Source organism: Streptomyces sp. NPDC091287 (assembly GCF_044768525.1).
Taxonomy (GTDB): domain Bacteria; phylum Actinomycetota; class Actinomycetes; order Streptomycetales; family Streptomycetaceae; genus Streptomyces.
Genome location: NZ_JBIVUV010000008.1, coordinates 297,375 through 315,682, shown reverse-complemented (window position 1 = coordinate 315,682; position 18,308 = coordinate 297,375). Strand labels below are relative to the sequence as shown.

Annotated in this window: 17 protein-coding genes and 1 tRNA gene; 9 read left to right on the top strand and 9 right to left on the bottom strand. The window is 72.0% G+C overall.

The window, feature by feature from the left end; genetic code table 11:
* Positions 1–117: 117 nt before the first annotated feature.
* Genes ACIQRW_RS16385 through hutU form a run of 3 tightly spaced genes read right to left on the bottom strand, consistent with a single transcriptional unit; the run spans position 118 to position 4,426 of the window.
* Positions 118–1,485, bottom strand: coding sequence for a formimidoylglutamate deiminase (locus ACIQRW_RS16385; RefSeq protein ID WP_403760128.1), 1,368 nt, complete (start codon positions 1,483–1,485; stop codon positions 118–120).
* Entirely contained in the window at positions 1,476–2,768 is a 1,293-nt protein-coding gene (locus tag ACIQRW_RS16380) for an allantoate amidohydrolase (RefSeq protein WP_403760125.1), read from the bottom strand. Before ACIQRW_RS16380 ends, ACIQRW_RS16385 begins: the two co-directional genes overlap by 10 nt.
* Complete coding sequence (gene hutU, locus ACIQRW_RS16375) at positions 2,768–4,426, bottom strand: urocanate hydratase (protein ID WP_403760123.1); 1,659 nt, start codon at positions 4,424–4,426, stop codon at positions 2,768–2,770. The genes ACIQRW_RS16380 and hutU overlap by 1 nt, the downstream gene beginning before the upstream one ends.
* A 134-nt stretch (positions 4,427–4,560) precedes the next feature.
* On the opposite strand from hutU, the gene ACIQRW_RS16370 reads away from it, so the two are divergent.
* The 5 genes from ACIQRW_RS16370 (at position 4,561) to ACIQRW_RS16350 (ending at position 8,341) form a co-directional block, all read left to right on the top strand.
* Positions 4,561–5,943, top strand: coding sequence for an APC family permease (locus ACIQRW_RS16370; protein ID WP_403760120.1), 1,383 nt, complete (start codon positions 4,561–4,563; stop codon positions 5,941–5,943).
* 158 nt (positions 5,944–6,101) lie between these two features.
* The gene (locus tag ACIQRW_RS16365; protein WP_403760117.1) at positions 6,102–6,515 is read left to right on the top strand and encodes a hypothetical protein; all 414 of its coding nucleotides are present in this window, start codon (positions 6,102–6,104) and stop codon (positions 6,513–6,515) included.
* Positions 6,512–7,321: a winged helix-turn-helix domain-containing protein gene (locus ACIQRW_RS16360; protein WP_403760114.1), complete on the top strand. Its 810-nt coding sequence runs from the start codon at positions 6,512–6,514 to the stop codon at positions 7,319–7,321. The genes ACIQRW_RS16365 and ACIQRW_RS16360 overlap by 4 nt, the downstream gene beginning before the upstream one ends.
* A gap of 38 nt (positions 7,322–7,359) precedes the next feature.
* Positions 7,360–7,824 (top strand): roadblock/LC7 domain-containing protein, encoded by a 465-nt coding sequence (locus tag ACIQRW_RS16355; protein ID WP_403760111.1) that lies wholly within the window; start codon positions 7,360–7,362, stop codon positions 7,822–7,824.
* Between the two features lie 142 nt (positions 7,825–7,966).
* Positions 7,967–8,341 carry a hypothetical protein gene (locus tag ACIQRW_RS16350; RefSeq protein ID WP_403760108.1) on the top strand — a complete coding sequence of 125 codons (375 nt, stop codon included), beginning with the start codon at positions 7,967–7,969 and terminating at the stop codon, positions 8,339–8,341.
* Positions 8,342–8,468: 127 nt separating this feature from the next.
* On the opposite strand, the gene ACIQRW_RS16345 is transcribed toward ACIQRW_RS16350, so the two are convergent.
* Complete coding sequence (locus ACIQRW_RS16345) at positions 8,469–9,008, bottom strand: hypothetical protein (protein ID WP_403760321.1); 540 nt, start codon at positions 9,006–9,008, stop codon at positions 8,469–8,471.
* A 152-nt stretch (positions 9,009–9,160) separates the two neighbouring features.
* Positions 9,161–10,006 (bottom strand): MurR/RpiR family transcriptional regulator, encoded by an 846-nt coding sequence (locus ACIQRW_RS16340; protein ID WP_403760105.1) that lies wholly within the window; start codon positions 10,004–10,006, stop codon positions 9,161–9,163.
* Positions 10,007–10,199: 193 nt separating this feature from the next.
* Between ACIQRW_RS16340 and ACIQRW_RS16335 the strand changes: the two genes are divergently transcribed.
* Positions 10,200–10,616, top strand: a complete 417-nt coding sequence (locus tag ACIQRW_RS16335; protein ID WP_403760102.1) for a hypothetical protein — start codon at positions 10,200–10,202, stop codon at positions 10,614–10,616.
* 379 nt (positions 10,617–10,995) lie between these two features.
* Here the strand turns inward: ACIQRW_RS16335 and ACIQRW_RS16330 are convergent, their stop codons facing one another.
* Positions 10,996–12,402, bottom strand: coding sequence for a cystathionine beta-synthase (locus ACIQRW_RS16330; RefSeq protein ID WP_403760099.1), 1,407 nt, complete (start codon positions 12,400–12,402; stop codon positions 10,996–10,998).
* Positions 12,403–12,561: 159 nt separating this feature from the next.
* On the opposite strand from ACIQRW_RS16330, the gene ACIQRW_RS16325 reads away from it, so the two are divergent.
* The 3 genes from ACIQRW_RS16325 to ACIQRW_RS16315 all read left to right on the top strand — a co-directional run bounded on the left by ACIQRW_RS16325 (position 12,562) and on the right by ACIQRW_RS16315 (position 16,147).
* Complete coding sequence (locus ACIQRW_RS16325; RefSeq protein WP_403760318.1) at positions 12,562–13,563, top strand: SGNH/GDSL hydrolase family protein; 1,002 nt, start codon at positions 12,562–12,564, stop codon at positions 13,561–13,563.
* 188 nt (positions 13,564–13,751) lie between these two features.
* A complete protein-coding gene (locus ACIQRW_RS16320; protein ID WP_403760096.1) occupies positions 13,752–14,972 on the top strand; it encodes an acetyl-CoA C-acetyltransferase in 1,221 nt (406 codons plus the stop codon).
* Between the two features lie 323 nt (positions 14,973–15,295).
* Positions 15,296–16,147, top strand: a complete 852-nt coding sequence (locus ACIQRW_RS16315; RefSeq protein WP_403760315.1) for a hypothetical protein — start codon at positions 15,296–15,298, stop codon at positions 16,145–16,147.
* Between the two features lie 27 nt (positions 16,148–16,174).
* On the opposite strand, the gene ACIQRW_RS16310 is transcribed toward ACIQRW_RS16315, so the two are convergent.
* The 3 genes from ACIQRW_RS16310 to ACIQRW_RS16300 form a co-directional block, all read right to left on the bottom strand.
* On the bottom strand, positions 16,175–16,492 hold the full coding sequence (locus ACIQRW_RS16310) for a hypothetical protein (protein ID WP_403760093.1): 318 nt from the start codon (positions 16,490–16,492) through the stop codon (positions 16,175–16,177).
* A gap of 140 nt (positions 16,493–16,632) precedes the next feature.
* Positions 16,633–17,514: a Bax inhibitor-1/YccA family protein gene (locus ACIQRW_RS16305; RefSeq protein ID WP_018961323.1), complete on the bottom strand. Its 882-nt coding sequence runs from the start codon at positions 17,512–17,514 to the stop codon at positions 16,633–16,635.
* 206 nt (positions 17,515–17,720) lie between these two features.
* Positions 17,721–17,806: transfer RNA gene (locus ACIQRW_RS16300), tRNA-Leu, on the bottom strand.
* Positions 17,807–18,308: the final 502 nt, after the last annotated feature.

Here is an 18,308-nt window from a genome sequence, read left to right as displayed (position 1 = left end):
CGTCCGGTTCTGCGGGCGGGTTCCGGTCCGGGGCGTCCGGTTCTGCGGGCGGGTTCCGGTCCGGGGCGTCCGGTTCTGCGGGCGGGTTCCGGTCCGGGGGCTCGGGCGGGTCCGGGGTCAGTGGTGCAGGGCGGCCACGGCCTCGGCGATCGCCCGGGGCACGTCCTCGATCCGGGTGTGACGGCCGTCCCGGACGATGTGCCGGCCCGCCACGACCGTGTGCCGCACATCAGCGGCGGAGGCGGCGAATACGGCGGTCTCCGCTGCCAGTCGGGGCACCGGTCCCGCCGTCCTGACGGAGTCCAGGGCGACGGTGGTCAGATCGGCGGGGGCGCCCGGTTCCAGCACACCCGCGTCGGGGCGGCCGAGTGCGGCGTGCCCGTCGGCGGAGGCGGCCCGGAGCAGGGCGGCGGCCGTCCAGTGACCCCGGATGTGCGTGCGCAGCCGCTCGTTGAGCTCCATCGCGCGCGCCTCCTCGAAGAGGTCGATCACGGCGTGGCTGTCGCTGCCCAGCGAGAGCGGCGAGCCCGCCTTCTGGAGGGCGGCGGCGGGGCCGATGCCGTCGGCCAGGTCGCGTTCGGTGGTGGGGCACATACAGGTGCCCGTGGCCGAGGAGCCGAGCAGCTCGATGTCCGCGTCGGTCAGGTGCGTGTTGTGGATGCCGGTGGTGCGCGGGCCGAGGACCCCGTGGTCGGCCAGCAGCCGGGTGGGGGTGCGGCCATGGGCGGCCCGGCAGGCGTCGTTCTCCGCGGTCTGCTCGGAGAGGTGGACGTGGAGCGGGGCGTTCCGCTCCTCGGCCCACTGCGCGACGGTGGCCAGCTGTCCGGCCGGGACCGCGCGTACGGAGTGGACGGCCGCGCCGATGAGGGTGTGGTCGTCGCCCTTGAGGAGGGAGGCGCGCTCCGCCCAGGCCTCGGCGGTGGTGTCGGAGAAGCGCAGCTGGTGCCGGTTGGGCTTCTCGCCGAATCCGGCGGCGAGATAGGCGGTGTCCAGCAGGGTGATCCGGATCCCGGCCTCGGCGGCGGCCGCGATCAGCGCTTCGCCCATGGCGTTCGGGTTGGCGTAGGGGGTGCCGCCGGGGGCGTGGTGCAGATAGTGGAATTCGCCGACCGAGGTGATGCCGGCCAGGGCCATCTCCGCGTACGTGGCGCGGGCCAGGTCGAAGTAGCTGTCCGGGGTGAGCCGGGAGGCCGTCCGGTACATCAGCTCGCGCCAGGTCCAGAAGGTGCCCGAGCCGACCTGGACGGTGGCGCGCAGGGCCCGGTGGAAGGCGTGGGAGTGGGTGTTGGCGAGGCCGGGGAGGGTCAGGCCGCGCAGCGCGGTCGCGCCGGGCGGTGGTGTCTCGACCCCGGTCCTGATCCCGGCGATGCGGCCGTCCGCGACGTCGAGGGTGACGCCCGGCTCGACGTGGGTGCCGAGCCAGGCGTGGTCCATCCAGTACGTCGCGGTGACGGGTGCGCCCGTCGTCCGGTGTGTCAGCTGCACGCGAGACCTTCCAGTACGTCGGCGAGTGCCTCGACCCCGGCCGTGCAGTCGTCCTCGGTGGCGTGCTCGGCGGGTGAGTGCGAGATGCCGGTGGGGTTGCGTACGAAGAGCATGGCGGTGGGCGCCGAGGCGGACAAAATACCCGCATCGTGGCCCGCGCCGGTGCCGAGGACGGGCAGGGGACGCCCCGTGTCGCCGCTCGCCTCCAGGATCTTGCCGAGCTCGTCGCGCAGGGCGTGCTCGAACGCGACGACGGGCGTGAACGACTCACGGACGACGTCGAGGTCGATCCCGGCCCGCTCGGCGTACTCCCGGGCGGCCCGCTCGATTCCGGTGACGACGGCGTCGAGGGTGGCCTGGTCGGCGGCGCGGGAGTCGAGCCAGCCGCGTACGAGGGAGGGGATGGCGTTGACGCCGTTGGGCTCGACCGCGATCTTGCCGAAGGTGGCGAGAGCGCCGGTCAGTTCGGCTTCGCGGCGGGCGGCGAGCACGGTCTCGGCGTACGTGAGCATCGGGTCGCGGCGGTCGGCGAGGCGGGTGGTGCCCGCGTGGTTGGCCTCGCCCCGGAAGTCGAACCGCCAGCGGCCGTGCGGCCAGATGGCGGAGGCGATGCCGACGGGGTCGCCGGTCAGGTCGAGGGCGCGGCCCTGCTCGACGTGGAGTTCGACGAACGCGCCGATCCGGGCGAGCCGTTCCGGGTCGGGGCCGATGGTCCCGGGGTCGTATCCGGCTCCCTCCATGGCGGCGGGCAGGGTGGTTCCGTCCGCGTCGCGCAGCCGGTGGGCGTCGGCGACGGCGAGCTGCCCGGCGGCCAGCCGGGACCCGACGCAGGCCAGGCCGAAGCGGGCGCCCTCCTCGTCACCGAAGTTGGTGATCGCCAGCGGCCGGGTGAACTCCACTCCCCTGCGGTGGAGTTCATCGAGCGCGGCGAAGGAGGACACCACGCCGAGCGGCCCGTCGAAGGCGCCGCCGTCCGGGACGGAGTCCAGGTGCGAGCCGGTGACGACGGCGTCCCCGGCCAGGGGGTCGCCGAGCCAGGCCCACTGGTTGCCGTTGCGGTCGGTCTCGTACGCGAGACCGCGTGCCTCGGCCTGCGCGCGGAACCAGGCCCGGCAGTCGAGGTCCGCCGGTGACCAGGCGTAGCGCCGGTAGCCGCCGCTGTCGGAGTGGCGCCCGATGGGGGCCAGCTCCCGCCACATCGAGAGGAAGGAGTCGCCCGCGCGCCACCGCTCCCGGGTGCCGGGAGAGGTGGCGGGCTCGCCCCCGGACCTGCCGGACGGCATCAGTTGCCCTCCGTCATGGGGACGCGTACGCCCTGGTCGGCGGCGACGTTCTCGGCGATGTCGTACCCGGCGTCCACGTGGCGGATGACGCCCATGCCCGGGTCGTTCGTCAGCACGCGGCGGATCTTCTCGCCCGCGAGCTTCGTGCCGTCCGCGACGGAGACCTGGCCCGCGTGGATGGAGCGGCCCATGCCGACGCCGCCGCCGTGGTGGAGGGAGACCCAGGAGGCCCCGGAGGCGACGTTGACCATGGCGTTGAGCAGTGGCCAGTCGGCGATGGCGTCGGAGCCGTCGAGCATGGCCTCGGTCTCGCGGTACGGGGAGGCGACCGAGCCGCAGTCCAGGTGGTCGCGGCCGATGGCCAGCGGGGCGGCCAGCTCGCCGCTCGCGACCATGTCGTTGAAGCGCTCGCCGGCCTTGTCGCGCTCGCCGTAGCCGAGCCAGCAGATGCGGGCGGGCAGGCCCTGGAAGTGGACGCGCTCGCCGGCCATCTTGATCCAGCGGTGCAGCGACTCGTTCTCCGGGAACAGCTCCAGCATCGCCTTGTCGGTCTTGTGGATGTCGGAGGCCTCGCCGGAGAGCGCGGCCCAGCGGAAGGGGCCCTTGCCCTCGCAGAAGAGGGGGCGGATGTAGGCGGGGACGAAGCCGGGGAAGTCGAAGGCGCGGTCGTACCCGGCGAGCAGGGCCTCGCCGCGGATGGAGTTGCCGTAGTCGAAGACCTCGGCTCCGGCGTCCATGAAGCCGACCATGGCCTCGACGTGGCGGGCCATCGACTCGCGGGCGCGCTGGGTGAAGTCGGCGGGCTTGTCGGCGGCGAGGTCGGCCATGTCGTCGAAGTCGACGCCGAGCGGCAGGTAGGCCAGCGGGTCGTGGGCGCTGGTCTGGTCGGTGACGATGTCGATGGGCGCGCTCTCGGCGAGCATCCGGGGCAGCAGTTCGGCGGCGTTGCCGAGGAGGCCGATGGAGAGCGGGCGGCGGGCGTCGCGGGCCTCGACGGCGAGCTGGAGCGCGTGCTCCAGGTTGTCCGCCTTCACGTCCAGGAAGCGGTGCTCGATCCGGCGCTCGATGGCGCGCGGGTCGCAGTCGATGCAGATGGCGACGCCGTCGTTCATGGTGACGGCGAGCGGCTGGGCGCCGCCCATGCCGCCGAGCCCGGCGGTCAGGGTGATCGTCCCGGCCAGCGTCCCGCCGAACTTCTTCGCGGCGACGGCGGCGAAGGTCTCGTAGGTGCCCTGGAGGATGCCCTGGGTGCCGATGTAGATCCAGGACCCGGCGGTCATCTGGCCGTACATGGTGAGTCCGAGCGCCTCCAGGCGGCGGAACTCCTCCCAGTTGGCCCAGTCGCCGACCAGGTTGGAGTTGGCGATGAGCACGCGCGGCGCCCACTCGTGGGTCTGCATGACGCCGACCGGCCGCCCGGACTGGACGAGCATCGTCTCGTCCTGCTTGAGCGTCTGAAGGGTGCGGACCATCGCGTCGAACGAGCGCCAGTCGCGGGCGGCCTTCCCGGTGCCGCCGTAGACGACGAGCTTGTCGGGGTGCTCGGCGACCTCGGGGTCGAGGTTGTTCTGCAGCATCCGCAGGGCGGCTTCCTGCTGCCATCCCAGGGCGGTCAGTGCGCTGCCGCGCGGTGCTCGTACGGGGCGGGGTCCTGACATAACGGTGCCTCCTCGCGACGGTGAAAATCTATTCACATCCTGATGCTCTGAATAGTCGTAGTCAACAGGTGCGGTTCGCGCCGCGACCGGGAACAGGTTCTGCCAGTGATGCGCAGCATGGACCGGAGGCGTCGATGAGCACTGCCGAATCCCCCACGACCGGCGATCCCGCGAACCCCGGAGGATCACCGCCGCTCAAGCGCGCCCTCGGCACGAAACTGCTGATCCTCTTCGTCATCGGCGACATCCTGGGCACCGGCATCTACGCGACCACCGGGAACGTGGCGGGCAAGGTCGGCGGCGCGCTGTGGCTGCCGTTCGCGATCGGTTTCGCCGTCGCCCTGCTGACGGCGGCCTCGTACGTGGAACTCGTCGGCAAGTACCCGAAGGCGGCCGGGGCAGCGCTCTACACCCAGAAGGCGTTCAAGGTCCCGTTCCTGACCTTCGTCGTCGCCTTCATGGTGATGTGCTCTGGCCTCTCCTCGGCCAGCGCGGCGGCGCGGGCGTTCAGCGGCGACTACCTGGGAGAGTTCACCGACGCGGTGCCGCCGACCCTGATCGCGATCCTGTTCGTCCTCGCCCTCGCCGCGATCAACCTCCGCGGGGTCGCCGAGTCGGTGAAGGCGAACGTCGTCCTGACCCTCGTCGAGGTCAGCGGACTCGCGGTGATCCTCGCGATCGGCGCGTACGCCGTGTTCAGCGGCGACGGCGAGCCCTCCCGGCTGACCCAGATCGAGACCGGCGGCACCGGATACGCCCTGCTCACCGGGGTGCTCGGCGCCACCGCGCTGGGCTTCTTCGCCTTCGTGGGCTTCGAGGACTCGGTGAACATGGCCGAGGAGACCAAGAACCCCGCCCACGCCTTCCCCCGCGCGATCTTCATCGGAGTGGGCATCACCGGCACCGTCTACGTCCTGGTCGCCCTGGTCTCCTCGCTCCTGGTCGACTCCCGCACCCTGGCGGGCTCCAGCGGCCCGCTGCTGGAAGTGGTGAAGGCCGGGGGCGTCGATTTCCCGCCGAAACTCTTCGCGCTGATCGCCCTGTTCGCCGTCACCAACTCGGCGCTGATCAACATCATGATGGCCTCGCGGCTCTGCTACGGCATGGCCAACGAGCGCATCCTGCCGCCCGCGATGGGCAAGGTGCTGGCCGGCCGCCGCACCCCCTGGGTCGGGATCGTCTTCGTCTCCCTCCTGGCCATCGGCCTGGTCTCCACCGGCGAGATCGAGGGGCTCGGCGACACCACCTCGTTCCTGCTGCTCTGCGTCTTCGCCGTCGTCAACATCGCCGTGCTGGTGCTCCGCAAGGACCGGGTGGACCACCACCACTTCCGTACGCCCACGGCGCTTCCGGTGCTCGGCGCGCTCACCTCGCTGATCCTGGCGAGCCCCCTCGCCGACCGTGGCTCCGACGTGTACGTCCGGGCCGGGATCCTGCTGCTGATCGGGATCGGACTGTGGGTGCTCAACAAAGCGGTGATGACGGCCCGCGAGAAGTCGGGCGCCCCGGGCGCCTGACGGGACGACGCCCGAGGCCCCCGCCACCGCGTTCCGGCCGCTCCTTTACACCGCGGGTCGCATGTACCAAAGGAAAATGCCAGAACCTCCACCTGCCGTAAGCACGTTGCGTAGCCTCTGCGTTACAGCCGTACGCCACGTCGGGAGGGGAAATCCGCGTGCCCGGAATCGACGAGTGCCTGCTCGAAGTCATGAGGCTGCCCGGCGCCCGGGGCGCCTCGGTGGTCGACTGGACGAGCGGTCTCGCCCTCGGCACCATCGGGGAATCCCCCAACGGCGACCACGAGGCGACCGCCGCCGAGACGGCGGAGGTCGCCCGGATGACCGCCGAGCAGCCGGCCTTCGCCCACCTCGCCCCGGACGGCGGCGCAGAGCATCCCGGGCAGGCGCCGAGCACCCCCGTCGAGGACGTCATCGTCACCACCCACGACGGGTACCACATGCTCCGGTTCGTCGAGACGGCTTTCGACAGCAGCGTCTTCCTGCATCTGTGGCTGGACCGCTCCGAGGGCAATCTCGCGCTCGCCCGGATGCGCCTGGGCGAGCTGGCCGAGCGCCTGGTGCTGGCATGAGCGCGATAGCCGCCGACCCCGACGCCCCCGGCACGGACCGGCTCCCGGTGCTCTCCCCGATGCTCCAGCGCCTCGCCGCCGAGCGCGCCACCGGCGCCCTGATGCGCGACCGGGGCACGCTCTACCTCGCCGACGGCGAGGTGGTCCACGCCGAGAGCCCCGCCACCCCCGGCATCGACGTCCTGCTGACCACCGGCGGGGCCCTGCGGCACGAGGGATGGTGGGACGCCGTGGCGCAGGCCGGGGCGCACCGCCGGGTCGGCCGCTATCTCGTCGACAGCGGTCATGTGCCGGGCGGCGCCCTGGAGTTGTGCCATCTCGGCGCGCTGTACGACGCCGCGTTCTTCGCGCTCGCCCCGACCGGTACTCCCGCCCGTTTCCGCTACGGGGTCGCGCACTGGATCGGTCCGGTGCGGCCGGTCCCGGTGGCCGCCGTGGAGCGCGAGACGCTGCGCAGACGGGAGTTCCTGGACCGGATCTGGCCCGACTCCGCCTGCGACGGCGCGCCACTGCTGCGGACGGCGGCGCATCCGTCCGACGCCCCGGTCCCGGCCCGGCAGCGCAGGCTCCTGGAGCTGGCCGACGGGGTCCGTACCGCCTCGGACATCGCGCAGACGCTGGGCCGTTCGGCGTTCCACATCCTGGTCGACCTGCGACGGCTGGCGGCGGCCGGCCTGGTGGAGGCGGTCCGTGCCCAGCCTCTGCCGGCCTCGTCCCCGCCCGGCCGGATCGCGCTCCCCGAGGTGACGGCCGACCCCGACATCGCCCTGTTGCGCCGGCTCCGAGACGCATTGGAGGCCCTGTGATACGCGCGCTCAGACAGCGTGCCGGGAGGAGACAGCTGATGGTGCCCGAGGCCGAAGTGCGTGATGTCCTCGTCGAGCTCCAGCGATTACGCGCCCGGGTCCCGCTGCTCTCCGGGGCGCTGGCCGCCTCCACCGACGGTCTGGTCCTGGCCCACGACACCCCGGGCGTCGAGGCGGAGGGCGTCGCCGCCCTCACCGCGGCCGCCCTCGGCGTCTCCATCCGGATGACCGACGCCACCGGCCGGGGCGGCTTCCGCGAACTCCTGGTCCGCGGCGACAGCGGCTACATCGCCACCTACGCCGCGGGCTCCTCCGCCGTCCTGACCCTGCTGGCCGAGGACCGCATCAACGTCGGGCGACTCCATCTGGAGGGACGCCGCGCGGGCGCCCGTATCGGCGAACTCGTCGACGCCGCGCTGCGACGCACGGAGCGTCCCGCCACCGCCGCACCCCCGCGCCCCGCCACCGCGCCCGGCCGCACCCTGCCGCAACGCCCCACGTAGACGGCCCGATCCCCCCACCCGCAGCGTCACCACCACCGGGACTTAACCCATCACGCAGAAGCCCGCGCACCGGCCCGCACAGCAGCCACCACAGAAACGGACCCGGTCACCGCGACCGGCCAGGGAAAGGAAACGAGCCTCCATGGCGAACACCGAAGCGACACTGAAGGAAGCGATGAGCTCGATCGAGGGCACCACGGGTGTCGCCCTCGTCGACTACACGAGCGGGATGGCCCTGGGCACGCTCGGCGGCGGCAAGGACTTCAACCTGGAGGTCGCCGCCGCGGGCAACACCGACGTGGTCCGCGCCAAGCTCCGCACCATGGAGCACCTGGGCATCAAGGACGAGATCGAGGACATCCTGATCACGCTCGGCACCCAGTACCACCTGATCCGGCTGCTCAAGACCCGTGGCAACAACGGCCTGTTCCTGTATCTGGTGCTGGACGCGAGCCGGGCGAACCTGGCGATGGCCCGCCACCAGCTGAAGAAGATCGAGGCGGGCCTGGAGGTCTGACCCCGGCACGGCCCGACCTCTGCGAGGTCTTCTGACCCCCGGCACGGTCCGACCACTGCGAGGTCTTCTGACCCCGGCACAATCCGACCTCTGCGAGGTCTTCGGTTCGGCCCCAGAAGGCCCGATCTCACCGGCGGCGACGCCGCGCCCCGCCCGGCGCGGCGTCCCCCGCCTCCGGCCCCGTCGTCCGGTACGCCCTCACCCGCTTGCCCGCCGGGCCCCCGTGCCCGGTCCAGTCGGTGCGCACCCAGTACAGGACGTCCTCACGGCGCTCCCGCTGTCCGATGCGTACGGCCTTCAGCCACAGCCCCGCGCCCGCGCCGGCGAGCAGCAGCCCACCGGCCCCCGGCAGCGCGAACGAGGACGCCACCGCGACGACGAACGCCCCCAGCAGCCACCACCTGCGCCCGCGCCGCCACATCCGTACGGTCACGGCCCGGTCCTGGAGGAAGTCGCCCCGCCCGGCGCGGGAGGCGCTCCGGGCCAGTTTCGCGTACCGCTTCCCGCGCGCCAGGGTCACGACGGCCGCGGTGACGATGAAGAGCGCCGCCCCGGCCAGCAGCCCGATCCGACGCCCGGTCAGCCCCGGGACGAACGCCCCCGCCGCCGCGGCCACCAGGCCCGCCCACCACAGTGGCGCCGCCCCTGCCCGTACGGTCACGGCCACTCTCGCCAGCGACTGCCCTCCGCGCCCCACGTCCGTACCCCTCTCTCCATGACGCCGCGTTGCCCGCGGTGCTTCTGGGCGCGGAGATTAACGGCCGCAGATGAGCGATGCCTGAGAAATCCGCAATCCGCGCAGGGGCCGGGCGCGGGCCCTCACTCCACGAACAGACCGCGCGCCGCCGCCCGGGTGTCGAACTCCTCCAACCGGGCCTGGGCGTCGGGAAGTCCGTCGCACATCGCCTCCAGCAGCACCCGGCCGAGCAGCATCGGCGCGCAGACGGTGTCGAAGGAGAGCCCGGAGCCGATCGCCGCCGGGAGCAGCAGATCGCTGTGCTTGGCGACGGGCGCGAAGGCGGAGTCGGCGACCGTCACCACGGTCAGCCCCTGGTCCCGGGCGTACGCGAGCGCGTCCACGCTCTCCTTGGGGTGGCGCGGCAGCGCGAAGCACATCAGGGCGGTGGCCCCGGCGCGGCGGGCGGAGTCGATCCGGTCGGGCAGCATGCTGCCGCCCTCGTCGAGGATCCGGACGTCGGGGTGCACCTTGGCGGCGAAGTACCCGAAGCCGCGCGCCTGCGAGGAGGCCGCGCGCAGCCCCAGCACCGGCAGTGGCCGGGAGCCGGCGAGCAGCCGGCCGGCCCGCTCGACGGGCGCGGGGTCGGCGAGCACGTCACAGAGGTGCTGGAGGTTCTCGATCTCGGCGCGGACGGCCTGTTGGTACTCGTTGTACGTCTCCCCCGCGTCCTCCTGCTCCGCGTCGGCGGGCGCGACCTCGCGCAGGTGCCTGCGCAGCGCCGGATAGCCGTCGAAGCCGAGGGCGACGGCGAAGCGGGTGACGGAGGGCTGGCTGACCCCGGCCAGCTCGGCCAGCTCGACGCTGGACAGGAACGGCGCGTCGGCGGCCCTGCGGACCATGCAGTGCGCGATGCGCCGCTGGGTGGGCGTGAGCCGGTGCCCCTCGAAGAGCCGCTGCAACCGTGCGGCGGGGCTGCTCCCACTCATGCTGTCCCCTTGCTGGATCCGTCGTGCCACGACCGGCGCCGACCGTTCTATTCAGCCAGGAAGGTCGCTGTATGTCCATATGCAGGAGCGCGGCGGGGGCGGGCCGGCGCGGCGCCGACAGGGGGGTTAACCCCACGAAACCTGGGGGCTAGCCCCACTGCGGGCGGGGACCCGGCTCCGTACCGTCGTGGGCATGGAAGCCCGTGACCACGAGCTCAAGAAGGAGCTCGCCGCCACCCTCCAGGCCCGTGGCGAGCTGGGCGCGGAGTACGAGACCGCGCTCATCGACTCGTTCCTGGAGAAGGTCGAGCAGCGGCTCGACACCACGCTCGACCGCCGGGTCCGCCGTCAGCTCGCCGAGCAGCAGATGTCCGTCGCCCGGGGGGCGCGTCCGGCGGAGCCGTGGAGCTTCGGGGAGCGGCACGGTCTGGGGATCGTCTCGCTGATTCTGGCCGTCCCGCTCTCCGCGATCGGCGTCGTGAACGCCGGGATCGAGGGGCTGGTCGTGGCCTGGCTCGGCATCGTCGGCGTCAACGCGTTCCAGGCGGCGCGGGGCGGCGGCCTGTTCCGCCGCCGGGAGGAACGCGCGCCGTCCGACTGGAGGGACTGAGCGCCGCCACGACCATCCACGACGGGCGCGAGCCTCCCGGAGCGTGGCCGAGGCCCCGGGCACGACGCGCGGCCGGACCCACGGGGGAGTCCGGCCGCGCTGTCGTGTGCGAAGTCTGTCGCGGGGACCGCCGCACCCCCGGTCACCCGGGGGGCGGGACGACGGCGGTCCCCGCGAGGGACGCGGTCCGGGTCAGGGCCGGTTACCGCGTCCGGGCGACGGTGGAGGTCCGGGAGCCGCTCCGTAGTCCGGTGTCGCCGTTCTGGGTGCCGGCGGGTTTCCCTGCCGACACCCACCAATGTGCCGGAGCCGTGTTAAGCGGGTGCTGCGCGGACGTGACGGGCTCGTACCGTTTTCGCGAAGGCCCGCCGCCGACCCGTCAGGCCTTCGCCGTGCCCGCGTCCTTGGCGAGGAAGGCCAGCAGGTCCTGCCTGCTCACGACACCCTTGGGCTTGCCCTCGACGAGCACGATCGCCGCGTCGGCGCCGTCCGTGCCACTGAGCACGGCCATCAGGTCCTCGACCGGTTCGCCGGAGCCGACCTGCGGCAGCGGAGCCGACATGTGCTTCTCCAGCGGGTCGGTCAGCGAGGCGCGCTGGGTGAACAGCGCGTCCAGCAGCTGCCGCTCCACGACCGATCCGATGACCTCGGCGGCCATCACGTCCGGGTGACCGGCGCCCGGCTTCACGATCGGCATCTGGGAGACGCCGTACTCGCGGAGCACCTCGATGGCCTCGCCGACCGTCTCCTCCGGGTGCATGTGGACCAGGGAGGGCAGCGGGCCCTCCTTGAAGTCCAGGACCGCGCCGACGTTGGCGGAGGCGCCGGTGTTCTCCAGGAAGCCGTAGTCGGCCATCCACTCGTCGTTGAAAATCTTGCTCAGGTAGCCGCGCCCGCTGTCGGGGAGCAGCACCACGACGACATCCTCGGGGCCGAGCCGCTTGGCGACCTCCAGGGCCCCGACGACCGCCATGCCGCAGGAGCCGCCGACGAGCAGCCCCTCCTCCTTGGCGAGCCGCCGCGTCATCTGGAAGGAGTCCTTGTCGGACACCGCGACGATCTCGTCGGTGACGGTGCGGTCGTACGCGCTCGGCCAGAAGTCCTCGCCGACGCCCTCGACCAGATACGGCCGCCCGGAGCCGCCGGAGTAGACCGAGCCCTCCGGGTCCGCGCCGATGACCTGGACCGCGCCCTCGCTGATCTCCTTGAGGTAGCGCCCGGTGCCGCTGATCGTGCCGCCGGTGCCGACGCCCGCGACGAAGTGGGTGATCTTCCCCTCCGTCTGCTCCCACAGTTCGGGACCGGTGGTCTCGTAGTGCGAGCGCGGGTTGTTCGGGTTGGAGTACTGGTCGGGCTTCCAGGCGCCCGGCGTCTCGGTGACCAGGCGGTCGGAGACGTTGTAGTACGAGTCCGGGTGCTCGGGGTCAACGGCGGTGGGGCAGACGACGACCTCCGCGCCGTACGCGCGCAGCACGTTGATCTTGTCCGTGGACACCTTGTCCGGGCACACGAAGATGCACTTGTAGCCCTTCTGCTGGGCGACGATGGCGAGGCCGACGCCCGTGTTGCCGCTGGTCGGCTCGACGATCGTGCCGCCGGGCTTCAGCTCGCCGCTCCGCTCGGCCGCCTCGATCATGCGCAGCGCGATGCGGTCCTTCACCGACCCGCCGGGGTTGAAGTACTCGACCTTGGCCAGGACCGTCGCCTGGATACCTGCCGTGACGTTGCGCAGCCTCACCAGCGGGGTGTTGCCGACAAGACTGATCATCGAATCGTGGAATTGCACCGTGTACTCCGGGATCTCCGAGATGGTCCGGCCCAGAGTATGCGTACAGGACCCACTCTGCGTACGGGAAGGAGTACACCGAGCCCTCAGCGGGGCAAGTAGGTACGTGTACGGCTGTACGGCGAGGAGGAGGTGGACCGGACTGTGTCGAGAGCAAGGGTGGCACGGCGGATCGCGGCGGGCGCGGCCTACGGCGGTGGCAGCATCGGGTTGATCGGTGCGGCGGCCGTGGGCGTGTTCCTGGCGGAGGTCCAGCTCGCGAAGAGGCAGGTGGGGGGCGCGACGGCTCCGGTCCCGCCGAGCGCTGACGGGCGGTACGGAGTGGCGTTCGCCGGGCCGAACGACGCGATGCGGCTCGGCATGCTCGGGGACTCCACGGCCGCCGGCCAGGGGGTGCGGCGGGCCGGGCAGACCCCGGGCGCGCTGCTGGCCTCGGGGCTCGCGGCGGTGGCCGAGCGGCCGGTGGACCTGCGGAACGTGGCCCTGCCGGGGGCCAGGTCGGACGATCTGGAGCGGCAGGTGTCGCTGCTGCTGACGGACCCGGCACGCGTCCCGGACGTCTGCGTGATCATGATCGGGGCGAACGACGTCACCCACCGGATGCCCGCGACCCAGTCGGTGCGCTGTCTGACGACGGCGGTGCGCAGGCTGCGGACGGCGGGGGCGGAGGTGGTCGTCGGGACCTGCCCGGACCTGGGCACGATCGAGCCGGTCTACCAGCCGTTGCGCTGGCTGGCCCGGCGGGTGAGCCGGCAGCTGGCGGCCGCGCAGACCATCGGCGCGGTGGAGCAGGGCGGGCGCACGGTGTCGCTGGGCGATCTGCTGGGCCCCGAGTTCGCGGCGAACCCGCGCGAGCTGTTCGGCCCGGACAACTACCACCCCTCCGCCGAGGGCTATGCCACGGCGGCCATGGCGGTGCTGCCCACGCTGTGCGCGGTGCTGGGCCTGTGGCCGGAGACCGATCGGCTGGACGGCGCACGCCGCGAGGACATCCTCCCGGTGGCGAAGGCCGCGTCCCAGGCGGCCCGGGAGGCCGGTACGGAGGTCACGGGGGCGCGCGCTCCCTGGGCCCTCCTCAAGCACCGTCGGCGGCGGCGCCTGCCCGCCTCCACGGAACCCACTCCGCACCCGCACCCGGACGCCGCCCACGGGCACGCGTAGGGGTCGTCGCCCCCGGCAGGACACCGGCAGGACATCGGCGAGGACATCGGCGAGGACCTCCTGAGCAAGCGCTTAGAAAAGAGTCCCGCATCACACGGCCTGCCGGGTGACCCCGACGATACGTCCGGGTAACTTCCAGAGGAGTTCCGTCCGTCCACACAGCCTTCCAGCCCCCTTGGAGCCGCGTGATGCCCGAAGCCGTGATCGTCTCTGCCGCCCGTTCGCCGATCGGCCGCGCCTTCAAGGGGTCCCTCAAGGACCTGCGCTCGGACGACCTGACCGCCACGATCATCCAGACCGCGCTGGCCAAGGTCCCGGAGCTGGACCCGAAGGACATCGACGACCTGATGCTGGGCTGCGGTCTGCCCGGCGGCGAGCAGGGCAACAACCTCGGCCGCATCATCGCCGTGCAGATGGGGATGGACCACCTTCCCGGTTGTACGGTCACCCGCTACTGCTCCTCCTCGCTGCAGACCAGCCGGATGGCGCTGCACGCGATCAAGGCGGGCGAGGGCGACGTCTTCATCTCGGCCGGTGTCGAGATGGTGTCCCGCTTCACCAAGGGCAACTCCGACAGCCTTCCGGACACGCACAACCCGCTGTTCGCCGACGCCGAGGCCCGCACCGCCGCCCGCGCCGAGGAGTCCGGCGCGAGCTGGCACGACCCGCGCGAGGACGGCCTCGTGCCGGACGCGTACATCTCGATGGGGCAGACGGCGGAGAACCTGGCCCGGACCAAGGGCGTCACCCGCCAGGAGATGGACGAGTTCGGCGTACGGTCGCAGAACCTCGCCGAGGAAGCCCTGAAGAACGGCTTCTGGGAGCGGGAGATCACCCCGGTCACCACCCCCGACGGCACCGTGGTCGCCAAGGACGACGGCCCGCGCGCCGGCGTCACCATGGAGGGCGTGCAGGGCCTGAAGCCGGTCTTCCGCCCCGACGGCCTGGTCACCGCGGCCAACTGCTGCCCGCTCAACGACGGCGCCGCGGCCCTGGTCATCATGTCCGACACCAAGGCGCGCGAGCTGGGCCTGACCCCGCTGGCCCGGATCGTCTCCACCGGCGTCTCCGGCCTCTCCCCCGAGATCATGGGGTACGGACCGGTCGAGGCCAGCAAGCAGGCGCTGAAGCGGGCCGGCCTGACGATCGACGACATCGACCTCGCCGAGATCAACGAGGCGTTCGCCGCCCAGGTCATCCCCTCCTACCGGGACCTCGGCCTGCCGCTGGACAAGGTCAACGTCAACGGCGGCGCGATCGCCGTCGGCCACCCCTTCGGCATGACCGGCGCCCGCATCACCGGCACGCTGATCAACAGCCTCCAGTTCCACGACAAGCAGTGGGGCCTGGAGACGATGTGCGTGGGCGGCGGCCAGGGCATGGCGATGGTGATCGAGCGGCTGAGCTGAGCCGCAGCGGAGGCGAAGCTCAGCGCGACCACCAGCACGAGCGGCTGAGCTGAGGCTCGGGGACTCCCTCGGTACGGGGGTTTCGAACCCCACCGAGCTCCGACCGTGACCGAATCTCCCCCAGGATGTGATCTGCGTCCCGGGGGAGAGTCGTTTCCGCAGGTCAACGCCGATATGGGGCTAAACATCGGACCGAAAGACCTGTCCATTTCGTGACGTAATGCACTGACAGCACGTACCGGTACAGGCCAAGCTGATGTAGGAAGTCGGGGGTATCGATAGAAACCGGGAGTATGTCAGTGAGCGCCATGTCATTTGCCCTGTTGCTGACCACCGCCGCTGCCACGGCCGTCGGCGCCGCCGCACTGCACGCCGCTCACGGGCTGCGCAAGCAGGTCGCGGCGCTGCGCACGGAGCTGGCCGCCGGTCACGCCCTCCATGCTTCCGTGCCACCACAGAGCCGCAGTACGGCCACTCCCGCCGAGGAGATACGCGCGGCCGTCGCCGAAGCGCTGGCCGAGGAGCGCGAGCGCGAGCTGGCCGAGGCGCGCGCTTTCTGGGCCGCCCAGGAGGCCCGTGACGCCGCCGACGCCCCGTCCCTGCTGGGTGGCCTGTCCGGCCTCGGCGACGACGCCCCGTACTACCTGCCCCGGCAGGCCGACTTCGCCGGTCTGGAGTCGATGGACCTCGAAGCCGCCGAGGCGATGGAGGAGCTCGCGGAGCTGAGCGAGCGGACCCTCGCGGAGCACGAGATCGGCGAGCTGACCGACCTCCCGGAGATCGCGGAGTTCCCCGAGGACTCCCCCGAGCTGGCCGCCGCCCGCCGCCGCCACCCCTCGCACCCGGACTTCATCCCCGTACAGACACCGGTGGTCACCGACCACGAGCGCACCGTGAACCGGCTCGAGGAACTGGCCGACACCGCGACCGAGCTGACCGACGTGCGGCCCGGCCCGCTGGGCACGCTCGACGTGTACGTCTTCGCCGACGGCACCACGCTCTGCATGACCCCCGGTCACCGTGAGACCGCCGAGCGCCTCGCCGACGCCCTGCGGGCGGGCCGGCAGCCGGTGCTGCTGGGCGGTTCGGGAGTCTCGGGCGCCTACGCGCTGACCTTCTCCTGCGGCGAGGACAACGTGTACATCCTCGCCGACCGCGTCATCGCCTCGTTCTGACCGCCGGGCGCGGGCCCCTCGCACGCATCACGCGAACGCCCGCGCCGCCGCTTCCCCGACATACCGCACGGCCTCGTCCAGCTCCTGGGACGGGGCCGTTTCCAGTGCCACGGCCAGGTCTCGCCCGGCGACGGCGAGTTGGTCGCCCACGGCGAACATCCCGGCGTCCGGCAGCTCACGCGGCTCGGCGTCCGGGTCCTCCAGGCGCTGGGCCCGGGCGGCGAGTTCGCGGGCCGCGGCCAGCGCCTCGGCGGCCGCACCGCGCTGGAGGCGGCTCTGCGGGGCCGAGCGCAGGCGGTCGGCGAAACGGTCCACGGCCAGGATCAGGGGCGTCGTATCGAGCACCCGGCCGACCCTACGCGGCCCTCCCGCCCGGCTGCCAACGCCCCGGGGGGCAGGAGACGCGGAACGGCCCGCAGGCACGATGCCTGCGGGCCGTTCCGGTGTCGCGGGTACTGCGGGTGTTACGGGTGCTCCACGGCCGGTCAGTCGTCGCCGCTGAGAATCGCGACCAGGCGCAGCATCTCGATGTAGATCCACACCAGGGTCACGGTGAGGCCGAAGGCCGCCAGCCAGGACTCCTCGCGCGGAGCGCCGTACGCGATGCCGTCCTCGACCTGCTTGAAGTTCAGGGCGAGGATGCACGCGCCGATGACGATGGCCACGATGCCGAAGATGATGCCGAGCGCACCGCTGCGGAAGCCGAGGCCGTCACCGCCGCCGAACACGGCGAACAGGAGGTTGACCATCATCAGCAGCGTGAAGCCGATGGCGGCCGCCATCACGAAGCCGTAGAAGCGGCGCGTGACCCGGATCAGTCCGGTGCGGTAGGCGATCAGCACACCGGCGAAGACCGCCATGGTGCCGATCACCGCCTGCATCGCGGCGCCGGGGGCCCAGTAGACACTGACGATGTTGCTGATGACGCCGAGGAAGACACCCTCGAACGCCGCGTACGTCAGGATCAGCGGCGGCGAGGGCCGGCGCTTGAACGAGTTCACCAGCGACAGCACGAAGCCGATGATCGCGGCGCCGATGGCGACGCCGATCGCCGTGCCGACGTTCGCCTTGTCGACCGGCAGCGTCCACCAGGCGGCGGTCGCGGCGACGATCACAGTGCCGAGCGTCATCGCCGTACGCGTCACCACGTCGTCGATGGTCATCACGTCGGGACGGGCGGGCGCCTGCGGGGCGCCCTGGATGTCCGTCTGCGCGTAGGGGTTGGTGGCGTACGGGTTGGCGGCGGTGCCCTGCGCGTACGGGTTGCCCGTCGCGGGGGCCCCGGCCTGCGGCGTCGCGTTGAAGCCCGCGTGGCCGTTGTCGCGGCTGAACCCCCGTCGCGAGAAGACCGGGTTGCTGCTCCTCATCTCACTCCTCCATGGCCACACTGCGTGGCCTTGCCACAAGAGTAATGGGTAGGCAAAAGAATCACCCTAGTGCCAAGGGAGGATCTTTGCGGCAGCCTAGGGTGATGCCCGCCGAGGGCGTGGGAGGACTGTCGTGCGGGGCCGGGATCACGGATCCGGGCGACGGTCACGGCCTGGGCCGTCCGGGTCACTCAGCGTGCGGCGCGTGGTGCCCGGAGCCGGACTCGAACCGGCACGCCCCCGAGGGGCAGCGAGGTTTAAGCTCGCCGTGTCTACGTTCCACCATCCGGGCGTGCCGCGCGACTCCGCGTTTGGCTACCGACCCTAGCCGGGGACATCCCTCGATCAGCGGAACAGTGGCGCGATGTTGTCTTATTTTATTGACCGCTTGAGGGTCCGTCAGGACATCAGGCCAAGCTGACCACACGCCCGCGGCCGATCTTGGGCAGTCCGCGCACCACACGGGAATGACGGAAAGTCGCCGCACTCGTACGGCCCAACGCGCCAGGTCCGCGCCATGCTTCGCCAGGGCATCCGCCACCCTCGGGTCCGGCGCCGGCCCGACCCCGGGCCCGGCATCGCCGCGGAGGGCCCGGCCCACCGTCGGCGCGGCTCCCCGCCCGCGTCCCCGCACACTCACGGTGGGTGACCACGAAGCCGTCGCCATCACTCCGGTCAGGGTCGATGTCATACCCGAGGAGGACGGATCCACGCCCCCGATGCGACTCAAGACGGCCACGGGAACGGGCATCGGGAGTGACGACCGGGGCCGATCGGGACGTGACGATGGAGTA

Coding starts and splice junctions, on each gene's coding strand:
- ACIQRW_RS16340 (WP_403760105.1), bottom strand. CDS start 10,006: ATGAGTGGGAGCAGCCCCGCCGCACGGTTGCAGCGGCTCTTCGAGGGG.
- hutU (WP_403760123.1), bottom strand. CDS start 4,426: ATGTCAGGACCCCGCCCCGTACGAGCACCGCGCGGCAGCGCACTGACC.
- ACIQRW_RS16355 (WP_403760111.1), top strand. CDS start 7,360: ATGGTGCCCGAGGCCGAAGTGCGTGATGTCCTCGTCGAGCTCCAGCGA.
- ACIQRW_RS16335 (WP_403760102.1), top strand. CDS start 10,200: ATGGAAGCCCGTGACCACGAGCTCAAGAAGGAGCTCGCCGCCACCCTC.
- ACIQRW_RS16380 (WP_403760125.1), bottom strand. CDS start 2,768: ATGCCGTCCGGCAGGTCCGGGGGCGAGCCCGCCACCTCTCCCGGCACC.
- ACIQRW_RS16305 (WP_018961323.1), bottom strand. CDS start 17,514: ATGAGGAGCAGCAACCCGGTCTTCTCGCGACGGGGGTTCAGCCGCGAC.
- ACIQRW_RS16350 (WP_403760108.1), top strand. CDS start 7,967: ATGGCGAACACCGAAGCGACACTGAAGGAAGCGATGAGCTCGATCGAG.
- ACIQRW_RS16360 (WP_403760114.1), top strand. CDS start 6,512: ATGAGCGCGATAGCCGCCGACCCCGACGCCCCCGGCACGGACCGGCTC.
- ACIQRW_RS16370 (WP_403760120.1), top strand. CDS start 4,561: ATGAGCACTGCCGAATCCCCCACGACCGGCGATCCCGCGAACCCCGGA.
- ACIQRW_RS16320 (WP_403760096.1), top strand. CDS start 13,752: ATGCCCGAAGCCGTGATCGTCTCTGCCGCCCGTTCGCCGATCGGCCGC.